The 14,234-nt window shown below is 69.0% G+C and carries 15 protein-coding genes; 12 read left to right on the plus strand and 3 right to left on the minus strand.

The annotated features are described in order from the left end of the window. The first annotated feature begins 30 nt into the window (after positions 1 to 30). From EV383_RS19840 to EV383_RS19865, 6 genes are all read left to right on the plus strand, one after another. Positions 31 to 402 (plus strand): hypothetical protein, encoded by a 372-nt coding sequence (locus tag EV383_RS19840; RefSeq protein ID WP_130291296.1) that lies wholly within the window; start codon positions 31 to 33, stop codon positions 400 to 402. Continuing rightward, positions 402 to 1,610 (plus strand): hypothetical protein, encoded by a 1,209-nt coding sequence (locus EV383_RS19845; protein ID WP_130291297.1) that lies wholly within the window; start codon positions 402 to 404, stop codon positions 1,608 to 1,610. Before EV383_RS19840 ends, EV383_RS19845 begins: the two co-directional genes overlap by 1 nt. Before the next feature lie 2 nt (positions 1,611 to 1,612). Then, positions 1,613 to 2,815: a protein rep gene (locus EV383_RS19850; RefSeq protein WP_242623492.1), complete on the plus strand. Its 1,203-nt coding sequence runs from the start codon at positions 1,613 to 1,615 to the stop codon at positions 2,813 to 2,815. 881 nt (positions 2,816 to 3,696) lie between these two features. Beyond that, positions 3,697 to 4,239, plus strand: a complete 543-nt coding sequence (locus tag EV383_RS19855) for a hypothetical protein (protein WP_130291299.1) — start codon at positions 3,697 to 3,699, stop codon at positions 4,237 to 4,239. A gap of 19 nt (positions 4,240 to 4,258) precedes the next feature. Continuing rightward, a complete protein-coding gene (locus tag EV383_RS19860) occupies positions 4,259 to 4,744 on the plus strand; it encodes a hypothetical protein (protein ID WP_130291300.1) in 486 nt (161 codons plus the stop codon). Positions 4,745 to 4,873: 129 nt separating this feature from the next. Continuing rightward, a complete protein-coding gene (locus EV383_RS19865) occupies positions 4,874 to 5,734 on the plus strand; it encodes a phage major capsid protein (protein ID WP_130291301.1) in 861 nt (286 codons plus the stop codon). On the opposite strand, the gene EV383_RS19870 is transcribed toward EV383_RS19865, so the two are convergent. After that, entirely contained in the window at positions 5,731 to 5,964 is a 234-nt protein-coding gene (locus tag EV383_RS19870; RefSeq protein WP_130291302.1) for a hypothetical protein, read from the minus strand. The genes EV383_RS19865 and EV383_RS19870 overlap by 4 nt on opposite strands. Positions 5,965 to 6,395: 431 nt before the next feature. Here EV383_RS19870 and EV383_RS19875 point away from each other — a divergent pair, with 431 nt between their 5' ends. Next, entirely contained in the window at positions 6,396 to 7,049 is a 654-nt protein-coding gene (locus EV383_RS19875; RefSeq protein ID WP_130291303.1) for a hypothetical protein, read from the plus strand. A 3-nt stretch (positions 7,050 to 7,052) separates the two neighbouring features. Here EV383_RS19875 and EV383_RS19880 read toward each other — a convergent pair whose 3' ends face one another. After that, positions 7,053 to 8,477, minus strand: coding sequence for a recombinase family protein (locus EV383_RS19880; protein ID WP_165438410.1), 1,425 nt, complete (start codon positions 8,475 to 8,477; stop codon positions 7,053 to 7,055). 43 nt (positions 8,478 to 8,520) lie between these two features. On the opposite strand from EV383_RS19880, the gene EV383_RS19885 reads away from it, so the two are divergent. The 4 genes from EV383_RS19885 to EV383_RS19900 all read left to right on the plus strand — a co-directional run bounded on the left by EV383_RS19885 (position 8,521) and on the right by EV383_RS19900 (position 11,458). Then, positions 8,521 to 9,117, plus strand: coding sequence for a DinB/UmuC family translesion DNA polymerase (locus EV383_RS19885; protein ID WP_242623213.1), 597 nt, complete (start codon positions 8,521 to 8,523; stop codon positions 9,115 to 9,117). Between the two features lie 77 nt (positions 9,118 to 9,194). Next, on the plus strand, positions 9,195 to 10,274 hold the full coding sequence (locus EV383_RS32700; RefSeq protein ID WP_165438411.1) for a thermonuclease family protein: 1,080 nt from the start codon (positions 9,195 to 9,197) through the stop codon (positions 10,272 to 10,274). A gap of 73 nt (positions 10,275 to 10,347) precedes the next feature. Beyond that, complete coding sequence (locus EV383_RS19895; protein ID WP_130291307.1) at positions 10,348 to 10,728, plus strand: hypothetical protein; 381 nt, start codon at positions 10,348 to 10,350, stop codon at positions 10,726 to 10,728. A 241-nt stretch (positions 10,729 to 10,969) separates the two neighbouring features. After that, positions 10,970 to 11,458 carry a beta-class carbonic anhydrase gene (locus EV383_RS19900; RefSeq protein WP_130291308.1) on the plus strand — a complete coding sequence of 163 codons (489 nt, stop codon included), beginning with the start codon at positions 10,970 to 10,972 and terminating at the stop codon, positions 11,456 to 11,458. Positions 11,459 to 11,695: 237 nt separating this feature from the next. Here the strand turns inward: EV383_RS19900 and EV383_RS19905 are convergent, their stop codons facing one another. Beyond that, entirely contained in the window at positions 11,696 to 12,688 is a 993-nt protein-coding gene (locus EV383_RS19905; protein ID WP_130291309.1) for a serine hydrolase, read from the minus strand. Between the two features lie 171 nt (positions 12,689 to 12,859). Here EV383_RS19905 and EV383_RS19910 point away from each other — a divergent pair, with 171 nt between their 5' ends. Then, positions 12,860 to 14,227 (plus strand): MFS transporter, encoded by a 1,368-nt coding sequence (locus EV383_RS19910; protein WP_242623214.1) that lies wholly within the window; start codon positions 12,860 to 12,862, stop codon positions 14,225 to 14,227. The last annotated feature ends 7 nt before the right edge of the window (positions 14,228 to 14,234 follow it).

Below are 14,234 nucleotides of genomic sequence, written 5' to 3' on the forward strand. Positions count from 1 at the left end.
CCGTGGACTGCTGTCTCGAAAGGCACACCCATGCGCTCCATCCCCGTTGACACCAGCAAGGTCAACTTCATCGGCACCGGAAAGGCCGCTGCCCGCGCCGAGTACGTCGAGCTGTCTGACGGCTCCCGGAAGCGCTCCGGCGAGCAGGCCAAGGACGAGAACGGCGTCCCGGTCTGGGTCGTGGACGTCTTGGTCGACGACGACGAGTCCGAGCGGGCCGAGGTCGTGGCCGTCAAGATCTCCACCCGCGACGAGCCGCACACGGAAAAATGGAAGCCGGTCCGCTTCGTCAACCTCGTCGCCACGCCCTACGTCATGCAGGGCACCGGCCGGGTCGCGCTGTCGATGAAGGCAGACGGCATCGAGTCCGGGAAGCAGCACCAGCAGAACCCGGCGGCGTGATGAACCGCCTCACCGCTCAGGGCCGCGCCGACCATGCCGAGGAGATGGCCGGCGCGGCCGAGGTGGACCAACTCGTCGAGCGTTGGCGCCGCGTCTGTGAAGGCAGTGACCTCATCCAGCGCATCGACACCGTGACCGGCCCGACGATCACCACACCGCAGATCGTCGACGTCACCCTCGGGCCTCCCAGCGTCCTGGTCGTGAAACTCCTCCCTGGCCAGCTCCGCATGGATGTCACGGCCGTGGCGCGCCGGCTCGCCGAGGGCATGGGCGCCGCAGCGATCCGCGTCGAGCAACGCGGCCACCACCACGTGGTCGTGACCCTCCTACGGGAGGACCCGCTCGCCGAGCTCGTTGCACCGTTCCGGCCGATCCGCTCCGTCGTCGACACTCCCCCAGCCCTCGGGTTGTCCGAGTCCGGTGACGTCGTCCTTCTGGACCTGGCGCGCGGCGCACACGTCGTCTGGCAGGGCAGCTCCGGCAGCGGCAAGAGCATGGCCGGTTACGCGCTCCTGGCCCAGCTGCGCACCGCGGCCGACGTCATCGTGACCGGCAGCGACCCCACCGGCCTCCTCCTCGGTCCCTGGACCGTCGAGCCGGACCGCCTGCCCCCTCCCCCTGAGTGGGCCGAGGAACCACCGGGCGACACCGGACCGCCTGTCCCACCGCCGGCACTCGGCACCGCAGACCACCAGGCCCACGTGACCGTCTTGGCCGACCTGGTCGACGTCATGGACTACCGGATCGCGCATCTCCCGCTCGGTCGCGACTCGGTCGACCTGACCGATCCGGCCACACCGCTCGTGCTCGTCGTGCTCGAGGAATGGGCCGGGACGCTGCGTCTGCTCGAGCACCACGACAAGAAGGCGAAGGAGACGGCCCGCTCTCTCCTTTCCCGGCTGGCGTCGGAGGGCAGGAAAGCCGGAATCCGGCTGCTGATCATGGTCCAGCGCGCCGACGTCGCACTCGTCGACGGCTACACCAGAGCCCAGGCCTCGCACCGCGTGTCCTGGCGCATCGACTCCACCGAGGGCCTCCGGATGCTCCACCCGGACGCCTCGGACGCCACCACGGACCACGCCACAGCGGTGGCCGGCGTCGCACTGCTGACCTGCCCGGGCCAGCCACTCACCCGGTTCCGCAGCCCGTACCTCGACTACGCCGCCTACGTCCAGGCCATCACCGGCGGGCAGGGAGATCGCCAGTGACCATGGAGATGCGAGACGAGGCCCGCGCCACCAGCCGGGGCGAAGATAAGAGGATGGTGGCGCGCGGCGCCGAAGGCGCCGCAGCGCCCTTGGTAACGAAGGCGCCTCTTCCTTCCCCCGCAGGTCAGGCGGCCAGACGACGGGAGCGGCGAGACGTCGCGTATCAGCTTCGGAGCAGGTTGTGGGAGCTGAGCACGCTGACGCGGGTTCGGCACTGCGGTCGGTACACACACGCGGGTGTCGGTGCTCCGGGCCTGCGCCTGAGTGGAGATGGTGCGAGCCGACGAGCTGGACTGTCGGGGCTGCAGTCGTGTGGCTCGACGTGGAGTTGCCCGGTCTGTGCGCGGAAGATCGCCGGTGAGCGCGCCGAGGATCTGCGCCAGGTCGTCAAGGCCGCAGCCGAGCACAACGGCGCCGCAGCAATGATCACGATGACATTGCGGCACAACCGATCTCACTCCCTCCGCGCCTGCTGGGATGCCCTCTCCTACGCCTGGTCCAAGGTCACTAGCGGAAAGCACTACGTGGCCGAGCAGGGACAGTTCGGCATCGTTGGCTGGGCTCGATGCGTCGAAGTGACCTACGGCGAGACGTCCGGATGGCACGTCCACCTGCACGCCTTGGTGATCCTGGATTCGCCGACGTCGCCAGAGATGTTGGACGAGCTGGCCGGCCGCTGGTGGACACGCTGGGAACGCGCGCTCAACCGAAAGGCGTTCACCGCCGTAGCCGACCGGGGCGGACTCGACGTCAGGCCAGTGCAGATGCACGAAGGCAGCGCCGACGAGATCGCCAGGTACTTCAACAAGATCGCCGCCGAGGTCGTCGGACAGTCCACAAAGGAAGGGCGATGCGGAAACCGAACCCTGTTCCAGGTACTCCGCGACGGACTCCAGACAGGCAACGCCGACGACTTGGAACGATGGTTCGACTACGAGCAGGTGAGCCGAGGCCGGAAACAATTCACCTGGTCACGCGGCTTGCGAGACTGGGCCGGAATCGGCGCTCACCGGAGCGATGAGGAGATCGCAGAGTCGGACACGGGCGGGGAAACAGTTCTGTTCATCGACCCTGAGTCCTGGCCATCTGTTCGAGCGAGCGTCACAGGACTTCTCGCTGCGACCGAGGCCAACGGCTTAGCCGGTGCTCAATCATGGCTGACTGATCGGGGGGCACGGTGGTTCTTCCCTCCCGACCGCAGGTGATGGGATGTAGTCGTCGTCCGCTCTGGGCTGCTAACGTGAGTGCAGAGGACGTCGCGAGCGCTGGTCGCCTTGCGTCATCCCGCCGAAGCAAGTGCCATCGGCGAACCCTCGGTTCGTGCCCCCGGACTAGACCGAAGGGTCGACCTGTGTCCGGGTTGCTGAATCGAACACCACTGATCTCGTGCTCCACCGCGCTCGGCGGTGATGTGGCGTGACACCAGAGCAGCGCAAGTGGCGCGCGACAATCGCCGCGCAGAGCCGTCACACGCCTGACAGTCCAGAACTGGCGGCCACCCGCCGCGACTTCAGAGCCGAGCGCCTTAAGGAAGCAGCGCAGAAAATTGCGCGTGCTCTACCGGAGTTGACTCCCGCGCAGAGGGATGACATCCGAGGCGTTCTCCGCGAGGACTCTGGGTCCGGAGGTGGCCGCGTCGCATGATCGGCGATCCCCGGCCCCGGCCCGGTAGAGGGACACCTACCGGGCCGGACCATCTCCCGAAGACCCCGCACCTTCTCAAATTTGCAGGACGTGTCGAGCATAGCGCTGAGCAGCCGCCTACGGGACAGCTAGACCTGCTCGCACCTCCGGTCCCCGAGCAGCAATCCCGACCAGGCAGAGCACGTGCTGAGCGTAACGCCGACGATTGGTGGACGTCTGCTGCGATGCAGGCCGTCCGGGCTCTGGCGCAGTCCGGCCGACGGTTTCAGGCATTCGACGTGGTGGAGGTCCATGGCGTTCCGGAACCTGACCACCCGGCGCGATGGGGTCCATTACTGGCCAGGGCCGCTCGGGAGGGAATCATCGTTGCCGTCGGCGCTGAGCCGTCTCGACGGCCGACCGTGGCCGGCGCCCTGACGCGTGTTTGGCGGGGTTCAACCTGATGTGGACCAAGCTAGGAAGCGAGCTACTCGACGCTTTCGAGGAGCTTCCTGCGGAGGCGGCTTGGTTGCACATTCAGGCGCTGTTGTACTCGAACCGAGCAGGGCTTGACCTGGACATTCCGAAACGGAAGTTCGTCAAGTTCGCGCACACACAGGATCCCACCGTCGTGGATCAGCTCGTCGGTGAAGGCTGGTGGGAGGACCGCGGATCGTCGTACTACGTCGGGTGCTACCGACCTGAATGGCAGCTCAGCGCTGATGTGGTCGAACACCGGCGCCAGCAGAACGCTAACCGGCAGGAGCGCAAGCGCCGACATGACGCGGCCGACCATTCCATGTGCACCGACAGATGCCCAGAGGTCACGCGTGAGGTAACGCGTGACGTAACGCGTTACCCGGTTCGGGTCGGTACGGATCGGAACGGAACGGCGTCTGGACGTAAGACAGAAGTACCGACCAAGAGCACTGGCACGACGTACTACCGGAACGAGGACTACCCAGCTTCGGCGCAACAGCGCCCCTCGTCCGAGTACGACGGCTGAAAACGGAAGGAGAACCGCGATGGGACACAGCAATGACGAGGTGTCGGTGAGCGACGAGGAGAAGAAGCTTGCGGCTGACTACGTCGCCGAGCAGAACGAGCAAGAGCCGGCGCAGGCTGAGAAATCCGGGGAGGCCGCCAAGTATCGCCGCCGTCTCCGCGAGGTCGAGCAGGAACGTGACGGACTCGTGGATCAGATCGCGGCCATGCGCCGAGCCGAGGTGGACCGGATCGCCACGAGCGGCGACGGCCCTCGGCTGCATGACGCGGACGACCTGGACCGTCTGGGCATCGACCGCGACTCGCTGATCGGAGAGGACGGCAGCGTGAACGCATCCGCCGTCTCCCAGGCCATCGACGACGCGACGAGCAGCAAGCCCTACCTGCGGGCTGATCTCCGGCGGACCCCCCGAGGTGACCCGTCCCAAGGGCACGGTGGAGAGGGTCGACCGGCCGCGCCGCCGTCTTGGGCCGGTGTCGTCGATTTAGGGACTCCTCAGCGTTGAGTCCGGTAGTCTGGATGTGCTCGATGCGGCTCCGGTCCGTGGCCACCGCGTCGAGCACGACGGCTCCAGCGGAGCGACCGCGAGAGGCCTGTGGCCCAGCGGAAAGCGCACTTCCGCTTGGAGCCCCTCATGGCCACGTACACCTCCACCACCGGCGTCCGCCCGGGTCTGATCCCCGAGGAGTGGATCGACCGCCTGGTCGTCGAACCGGTCGCCGCCGAGTCGGTCGCGATGAACCCCGCGGTCTCGACCACGATCACCGTCAACGGGCAGCTCGCCCACATCCCGAAGGTCACCGACGACGTCGCGGCCAACTGGGTTGCGGAGGGCGCCGAGATCAGCCCGGACGATGCCGAGTTCTCCGAGATCACGGTGACCACCCGCAAGATCGCGGCGCTCTCCATCATCAGCCGAGAGCTGGCCGACGACACCAGCCCGTCCGCGCTGGAACTGATCGGGGCAGGAATCGCCCGGTCAATCGCCAAGAAGATCGACGCCGCGTTCTTCTCCGAGCCCGCCCCGGCTTCTCCCGCTCCTGCTGGCCTGGGCTCCCTGCCCGACAACCAGATCACCAAGCTCAACGTGACCGCGTGGGACTCCACCGACAACTTCGCCCTGGCGGACAGCGTGGCCGGCCAGATCGGGGTCACGCTCTCCTGCTGGGTTGCCAACCCGGTGGACGCGCTCACCCTGGCCACGATCAAGGCCAGCACGGACAGCAGGGTTCCACTGCTCGCGACCGACCCGACACAGCCGAGCCGACGGATCATCGAGGGCAAGCCCGTGCTGATCTCCCCGGCCGTCAAGTCAGGCACGATCTGGGGCCTGCCGTCCGACCGCGTGATCGTTGCTCGTCGGAAGGACGTCACGCTCGAGACGAGCACCGACGCCTACTTCTCCAGCGACCGCCTCGGCATTCGTGCCACGGGCCGCATGGGGTTCGCGTTCCCGCACACGCTCGGCATCGTCAAGCTGGTGAAGACGAGCTAGAGGTCGAACACCCTCGCGTGCCCGCTCGGCGGCAGGGTGACGAACGATGGATCCTCATCGGCCATCGTCAGGAAATGCAGTTCGCTCGACACCTCCCCGTCTTCGGACAGGCGCTGGTGGGAAACGCCGACGAGCTTGCCGCTGATACGCCACTGCGGCTCGGATCCGGTCTCACTCCACACCTCGACGTTTCGGCCGAGGTGGGCACCGGCGAGATCACGAACGTGCATGCACAGATTGTCGAGCCGGGGTCGCTCCGTGTTACCCACGGGGTGACCCCGGCCCCCGGGGAAGGTCTGGAGACCGGTGGGCATAGCCCGTGCCAGTGCTCCCGAGTACCTGAGCCGTGAATCGAAAACGCGTACACGTCGGCAGCGGCTATTCCGACCGGTACTGAGACGTTCCGGGCTCCCGGGGTCCCCCGGTGGGCTTCCGCCACACCTTCGAGAGGTTGACAGATGACACGACACATCGTTCGCGGAGAGGTCACCGAGAGCGCCGATTACCCGCGCGGTGAGCACGTGATGATCCTGCACTGCACGGCAGTTGATGCGCTCCCGCTCGACGTGCAGGAGAACTTGGACGCTGGCGGGATGCGACCGACTCGCCGTGAGTGCGGGATGCACGTCGTTGATCCGGTCCCGGACTACCCGCCGGCCGCATGAGCCAGTTTGAGACGCACCCGGCACTTCGCCTGTTCCGGGTGCGTCCCGACCACCGACGCGGCGAGACTCCCCTCTGCTCACCTTTCGAGCCTGCCGCGGTGCCTGATTCCGGCCTCCTGGCGGCGCGCTGTGGCGATCGACGCGGCCACCCGGTCCCCGACGTCGATTGCGGCTGCGGGCTGACGTCAACGGAGAGCCCAGAGGCACTGGCGATCTACTCGCTGGCGATGGAGCCGTTCATGACCGACGCCTACGATCAGGCTGGCGCGCTCGGACAGGATGCTTCCTGGCTGGACCAGATGGCCTGGTGCTCGGTCACGGCGATCGGCCCCCACCTGGGCGCCGATGAGGTCGAGTTTGATCAGAGCCGAGCGTTGCAGCTCGCCGGTGTCTGGCTCCCTGGACCTCGACGATCGGATGAGCACCGGATCACGGCCTACTACGGCGTACCCGTCGTGGTGAGCGGCTTGGACGGCGTCGACTGGCTCGACGAGCTCGTGCCCGGGTTCGACCGTTCTGGTTCGTACTGCGTCACGTGTGGCCGGCGCGGTAACGGCCGAGGACTCTGCGTCCTGCACTATCGGTCCGGGCAGGCGACGCTGGCGTCCGGTGAGTACAGATCCGGGGTCGCGCTTACTCCCGGTTTCTGATTGTTACGCCGGGGCAGGTTCGATTCTGATGCTGTCGGGGTCGAAGTAGGTTCCACCTCGCAGTTGTCCGCGTGGTGCGGGCATGACCGTCACGATCAGGACTGTTTCGAGAATCGCCCTCCGGCGGTGGAGATCTAGACCCTCCCAGTGGGAGCGAACGTCCTGGGCACCGATGATCTCGTGAACGGGGTTAATTGTTGCCGCCTTGGTCAGTGCGTCCTGCAATTCACGTTCGCGCTTGGCGTAGCCGTCATTCGCGGCATTGAGCATCGTCAGCGTGATTTCTCCGCGGCCAAGCTTCTTGCCCAACTCGTCCCGCTCGGCCGAGATCGTGGCTAGCTTGTCGGTGATCTCCTGGGCGTTGATGACGGGTTTCTCCGGTTGGAACACCTCGATGGCGTCCGGGAGAGAGAGCTTCGTGATCAGGACTTCCTCGACGAATTGGTCCAGCTGCGGAGCGTCTCGCGACACGTGCCGACCACCGGCCGCGCTGGCGGCGTCTTTGCATCTGTAGGACTTCCCACCGGCAGATCCGGCCGTACTGACCGTCAGCCGGCCCCCGCAGACGCCGCACCGGTACAGGTTCGATCCGAGCCACCGCGCCTTAGTGCTGCTGTAGTTAGTCCGCCGGCCCGGGTCACGCAAGATCGCCACTACTCCTCGCCACTCGGTCTCGTTCACGATCGCTGGCCACGCTGCGGGTCCGATCACGACTCCGCGCCGTTCGATGAGTCCGGCGTTCCTGGCCCGAGTCAGTACATCCGACGTCGTCTTAATGCTCCAGAGCTGGCCGGCTACTGCGGTGACAGCACCGGCTTTGTTCCACGCCATCACCACGGACCGGAGCGACTTCCCGTCAAGAATTGCGCGAGAACCGGACTTTATAAGAGAGGCTTCCGAGGTGCGGATTGTCATCCCGTCTGCCTCGAAACCGAACGGTCGCGCTCCTCCCCGGAACCAGCCTTTCTGGGCCACTTCGAGCATGCCTGCTGTCACTCGTTCTGACCGGTGCTCGGACTCGTAACGGGCTACCGCCCCGAGCTGGCGGGCCACCATGCGGCCAGCCGGTGTGGCCAGGTCGATCGGTCCGGCCTTGACGGTGTGCACGTCGACGTTCCGTGGCTCGCATACGGAGATCCACTCCTCCAGCTCAATTGGAGAGCGGTGGAGCCGATCCGTGTGCCAGCAGAGCACGGTGTCGATCCGATCGGCCGCGACATCGGCCACCATGCGTCGGTACGCCGGTCGTGGCTTGCCGGAGTACGCGGATAGATCGTTGTCGACGTACACCTCGACGATCTCACTCCAGCCGGTCCGTTCGGCCACCTCACGACACTCGCGTTCCTGGCGTTCAACCCCTACGTTGGCGCCGGTGCGGTCACGGCTGATCCGGACGTAGATAGCGACTCGACGCGCAGGGTTGCCCACGGGAAGAATTGTGTCATATACTGGACCCGCGAAGCCGGGCGGGGTGTTCGAGCTGACGGCGCGGAACTGGTTCGCCACGATGGGCGGGCGCGACCCGGAGGCGTTGCCCGGGATCGGCCGCAAGACGGCTCGCAAGCTCGCCGAGCTGGGCCTGACCACCGTCACCGCGCTGGCCGAGGCCCGTCCCGGCGACGTCGCGGCGAGGCTCGGCCCGCGGATGGGCCCCTACTACGTCTCGCTCGGGCGCGGGATGGGCCGCACCGAGCTGGAGACCGGCCGCTACGTCCCGCGCTCGCGCAGCCGCGAGACCACGTTCCCGAGCAACGTCGAGGACCCCGAACGTCTGCGCGCGGAGGTCGCCGCCCTGGCGCACCGGGTCGCGGCGGACGTCGCCGAGGAGGACCGCGACGTCGCCCGGGTCGGGGTGAAGGTGCGCCTCGCGCCGTTCCTGACCCGCACCCGCAGCGCCGCGATCACCGCCCCGGGCCGCGACGGCGACGCCATCGCCTCCGTCGCCCTCGACGTGTTGACCGCGATGGCCCCGGACCGCCCGGTCCGTCTCCTCGGGGTCCGCGCCGAGTTCACCGAGATCGCCGACGCGGAGATCATCAACTCTGGGGAACCCGGACAGAACGGATAACGGGACGTCCGCGGAAGATCGACAGGCCGGTTGACGGCGCACCGCACGGGGCGGGGCGTTCTCGACAGGAGGGTGTCGTGGTCCAGGTCGGACGGTTGCTGGCGGGGGTGCTGGCCGCCGGGGTGCTCGCGGGCGGGCTCAGCGGATGCGCGCCGGGAGGTGTGTCGGCGACGGTCGGGCGGGTCGTCGACGGCGACACGATCGACGCCGTCGTCGACGGCGAGACGCAGCGGGTCCGCCTGCTGAACATCGACACGCCGGAGACGAAGGATCCGGACTCCGACGTCGAGTGCCTCGGCCCGGAGGCCTCGGCGTACCTCGAGGAGCTGCTCCCACCCGGTACGCCAATCAAGCTCGGGTACGACGAGGAACGGGTCGACGGGTACGGCCGTGTGCTGGCCGGGGTGTTCCTGCTGGACGGACGCCTGGTGAACGCCGAGATGGCCCGCGCCGGTCTGGCCACGTCCATGGTCGTCGGCGGCAACGATCTGTTCCTCCCGCAGGTGCAGCAGGCCCAGGACGACGCGATCGCCGCCCGTCGCGGGTTCTACGACCCGGCGATCGGCTGCACGGTGCCCGGTCAGGTCCAGGCCGTCGAGACCGCGCTCGCGGCCACGACGTCGCCGGCGGCCGGTGCGGCTCCGGCCGAGTACGACACCGCGGCCGGACAGGCGACCGCCGTCGCGGCGGCCGCCCTGGCGCTGCAGGCCAAGTTCGACCTCCCGTCACCCCGCGGCCTGATCTGGGCGGCGAACAAGGCCGACCACATCCTCGGCAACGGGATGCGGGCCCGAGTCGTCACGACGTGGCGGAGCGCGGACGGCAAGGCCACGACCATGCGCACCTCGTCCGCCGCTGCGACCGACGCCGCCCGGGCTCCACGGCCGGACGACCGCGACGACCCGCCGGCCGCGAGCCCCGCGCCCCGGCCGAAGCCGAAGCCCACCGGTCCGAGCTCGTCCTCGGGCGGCTCGGCGACGCCGCCGAAGCCGCGTGGCACGGCTCCGAAGGCGACACCCAAGCCGAAGCCCAAGCCCAAGCCGTCCGGTGGATCCGGGGCCGGTAGCGGCGGGTCGAGCTCCGGCGGCTCCGGTTCCGGCAAGTACACCGGCCCGCGGTGCTACGCCCCCGGCGGCAAGACGTGGAAGCCGTGCTGACCGAGTAGCCGGACGGCCCTTCTACCCTGTCCCGGGCGGACGGACACCGTCCGCCCGGGACCGACCGCATGAGGTGGACGTCATCGCCGAGACCTGGACCAGTGACGAGTGCGCGGAGCACTGGGGCGTGAAGACGACGACGTGGCTCGGCTACGTCAGTCGTGGCCAGGCCCCCGCCCCGCTCGCCGGCATCGACGGTCGTCGCAAGCGGTGGGACGCCGACGAGGTGCGGGCGTTCCCCCGTCCCGGGGCCGGGCGCAGCCGGGCGGGTGCGGGCGGGGAGGCCGAGGCGTTGCTGGCCCGGATGCGTGAGGTCGCGGCGCAGGACCCGCCGTCGCGCGAGCAGCAGAAGGAGCTGCTCGCGACCGGACGCGAGCAGGGTCTGGAGATCAGCGCGATGGCCCGCGCGCTGGGCGTGTCCCGGCGCACCGCGCACACGTGGCTGGGCGCCTGACCGAGCGACTTGCCGGCGACACCGGATCACGGTCTACTCATGCGGTGATGCGCACCTGGCTCGAGCCGTTCTGGCCCAGCCGTCGCATCGTGGCGTTCGACGAGTTCTGTCGCCCGGCCGCGTAGCGCGGCCCTGCTCCGTCAGCAGGTACCCAGGGCCGCCGCGCGGCCGATCACGTCCCACCCTCCGTCGTGGGCACGTGCCTGCGATGGCTCCTCCACCCCTGAAACGGGAGTCACCCATGTCCGTCACGGACGATCTGCTCGCCAACAACGCCGACTACGCCGCGAACTTCAACGGCCCCCTCCCCCTGCCGCCGGCCAAGGGCGTCGCGGTCGTCGCCTGCATGGACGCCCGCATCAACGTCTACGGCGTGCTCGGTCTCCAGGAGGGCGAGGCGCACGTCATCCGCAACGCCGGCGGCGTCATCACCGACGACGAGATCCGCTCGCTCGCGATCAGCCAGCGGCTGCTCGGCACCACCGAGATCATCCTGATCCACCACACCGACTGCGGGATGCTCACCTTCACCGACGACGACTTCAAGAAGTCCATCCAGGACGACACCGGCATCAAGCCGCAGTGGTCGGCCGAGGCGTTCGGTGACCTCGACACCGACGTCCGCCAGTCGATCGCCCGGATCAAGGCCAACCCGTTCGTCCCGAACAAGGACTCCATCCGCGGCTTCGTCTTCGACGTCGCGACCGGAAAGCTCAACGAGGTCTCCTGACACCTGACTCGGGCCCGGCGCCCGCCCGCGGACGGGCGCCGGGCCCGAGGCCGAGGGTGGACGAGAGCTCCGCTCGTCCACCCGGGGTGGACGAACGCTCCGCTCGTGCATCCGCGCCGCGGTGCCCACGCGCTGCCCCCGGTGAGCGAGAGCTGCTCCCGTACGACCCGGCTGGACGGGAGCAGCTCTCGCTCAGCCGGGGCTGGTGCGATGGGAGCTCGGCCGGGGCGGCGGGGCTCAGCCGTCGGGCTCGGGGACGGTCACGTCGGCGGGGGTCGGGGCTCCGAACAGCAGGGCCGTGACGTCGCTGACGGCGTGCACCCCGTCGTCGAGGGAGCCCTGCGGCGGAACCTGGTACATGATCGCGACGACGTAGCGCTCGTCCGGACCGGCGAAGCCGACGGTGTCGGTGACCCAGTGCTCGCCGTAGGCGTCCTTCTCCTGCGACCAGCCGTTCTTGTCGCCAGGCCGGTTCCCGGCACCGGCCGCCCACACGCCCCACCGCTGGTTCTCCGCGACGCCGCGCATCGCCGTCACGAGGTGGGCACGGTCGGCCGGGTCGGTGCGGTCGAGGATGTGGCGGCCCAGTGACGCGAGGTCGGCGGTCGTGCACTTCACGAAGCCCCAGTAGGTGCTCGTGGTGAAACCGGGCTGGAACGCGACCCCGCCCATCCCATAGCGGTCCCGGAAGCGCGCGAGCATGTCGTCACCGCCGTGGCGTTTCCAGAGCCGGTCGGTGGCCTCGTTGTCCGACGAGTGCAGCATCGCGGCCATGTCGTCGCGGTCGGCACCGGACAGGGCGGAACGGCCGGTGCGGTCGCCCTCGAGCAGGTCGGTCGCGATCGCGAGCTTGATCGTCGACGCGGTCCAGCCGGGGTGGGTGACGTCGCCGGCGGTCCAGGTCCTGCCGGTCGTGCGGTCGGTGAAGGAGACCGCGAGGTGCCCGTCCGGGCCGGGCAGGCCGTCGATCTTCTTCTCGACGGCGGCGAAGCGTGCGGACTGCTCGCAGCTCCAGCCCGGGACCGGGTCGCACGGGGGCGTCACCGCAGCAGACTGCACGGTGGCCGTGGGCGGCGCGAGGGGTGCGGCGGTCGACGACCGGACCGGCTGCCCGACCGAGCCGCACGCCGCGACGGCGACCACCAGCAGCAGGGCCGGCGCGGCCCGCACACCCGGGCGCGGCCAGCGGGCGGCGCGCGAACGCCGCGGTCGGGAAGATCGGGAGGCCACGATGCCGGGACGGTACCCGCGGCGCCGGGTACCGCTCCCCCGACCCGCACACCGCGCCGTGACGGATCCCCCGGACGTGTCGACACCGGGCGGGCACGTGACAGACACTCCGTCCTCGGGCGCCCGGACGACGGGCCCGGACTACGCGGCTCGAGGGGGAGCGACATGGCGGTGGGCAGTGGAGACGTGGTCCGGCCGAGCGGGGACCCGGTCCTGACACGGGCGGCCGTGCGCGCCGCGACGCTGAGGCTGCTGCCGTTGCTCGGGCTGGCCTACCTGCTCAACTACATCGACCGCGTCAACGTCGGGTTCGCCGCGCTGACGATGAACGCCGACATCGGGCTCTCCGCCGCGGCCTACGGTCTCGGCGCCGGGCTGTTCTTCATCGGCTACTTCTTCTTCGAGGTGCCGTCGAACATCATCCTGCACAAGGTCGGCGCCCGGATCTGGATCGCGCGGATCATGGTGAGCTGGGGCATCGTCGCCTCGGCCACCGCGTTCGTCCAGGGCGAGATCAGCTTCTACGTCGTGCGGGTGCTGCTCGGCATCGCCGAGGCCGGCTTCTTCCCCGGCATCATCCTGTACCTGACGTACTGGTTCCCCCGCGTCGACCGGGCCCGGATCGTGGCGCTGTTCTTCCTGGCCGTACCGCTGTCGTCGGTGATCGGCGGTCCGGTCTCGACCCTGCTGATCCAGAACGGCGACGGGGTGCTGGGCTTCGACGCCGGCTGGCGGCTGATGTTCTTCGTCGAGGGCATCCCAACGATCCTGCTCGGCATCGCGGTGCTGTTCCTGATGCCCGACCGCCCGCACCGCGCCAAGTGGCTCTCCCGCGAGCAGGCCTCCGCGCTGGAGGACACGATCGCCGCCGAGGACGCGGCCGAGGTGCCCGGCGAGGTCGGCGTCCGGCAGGCCCTGGCGAACCCGAAGGTGATCGCCCTGAGCGTCGTGTACTTCGGCGTGGTGTTCGGGCTCTACGTGCTCGCGTTCTTCCTGCCGACGATCATCAAGGGCTTCCAGCAGCAGTTCGGCACGTCGTTCTCGCTGGTCCAGACCGGGCTCGTCACGGCGATCCCGTACGCCATCGCCTCGATCACGATGGTCCTGTGGGCACGACACTCCGACCGCACCGGGGAACGGGCGCTGCACGTCGCGCTGCCCGCGTTCGTCGGCGCGGTGGGGATCGCGGTGGCGCTCTACATGAGCTCGCCGCTGCTGGTCATGGTGTGCGTGACGATCTGCGCGGTCGGCGTGTTCGCGGCCATCCCGCCGTTCTGGTCGCTGCCCAACGCGTTCCTCTCCGGCGTCGGCGCCGCGGCCGGGATCGGGCTGATCAACTCGTTCGGGAACCTCTCCGGGTTCGTCGGGCCGTTCGTCACCGGATGGCTGCAGGACCTCACCGGCAACGCCAAGGCCGGACTGTGGGTCGTCGCGGCGATGATGGTGATGTCCGGGCTGATCGCCCTGCGCTTCCGGGGTGCGACGCGGGCGGGGGCCGCCCAGCCGGAACGGGAAGGCCCGGCGGCCGGACGTCGTTGACGACGTC

Origin of the sequence: Pseudonocardia sediminis (assembly GCF_004217185.1) — a bacterium.
Taxonomy (GTDB): Bacteria; Actinomycetota; Actinomycetes; order Mycobacteriales; family Pseudonocardiaceae; genus Pseudonocardia; species Pseudonocardia sediminis.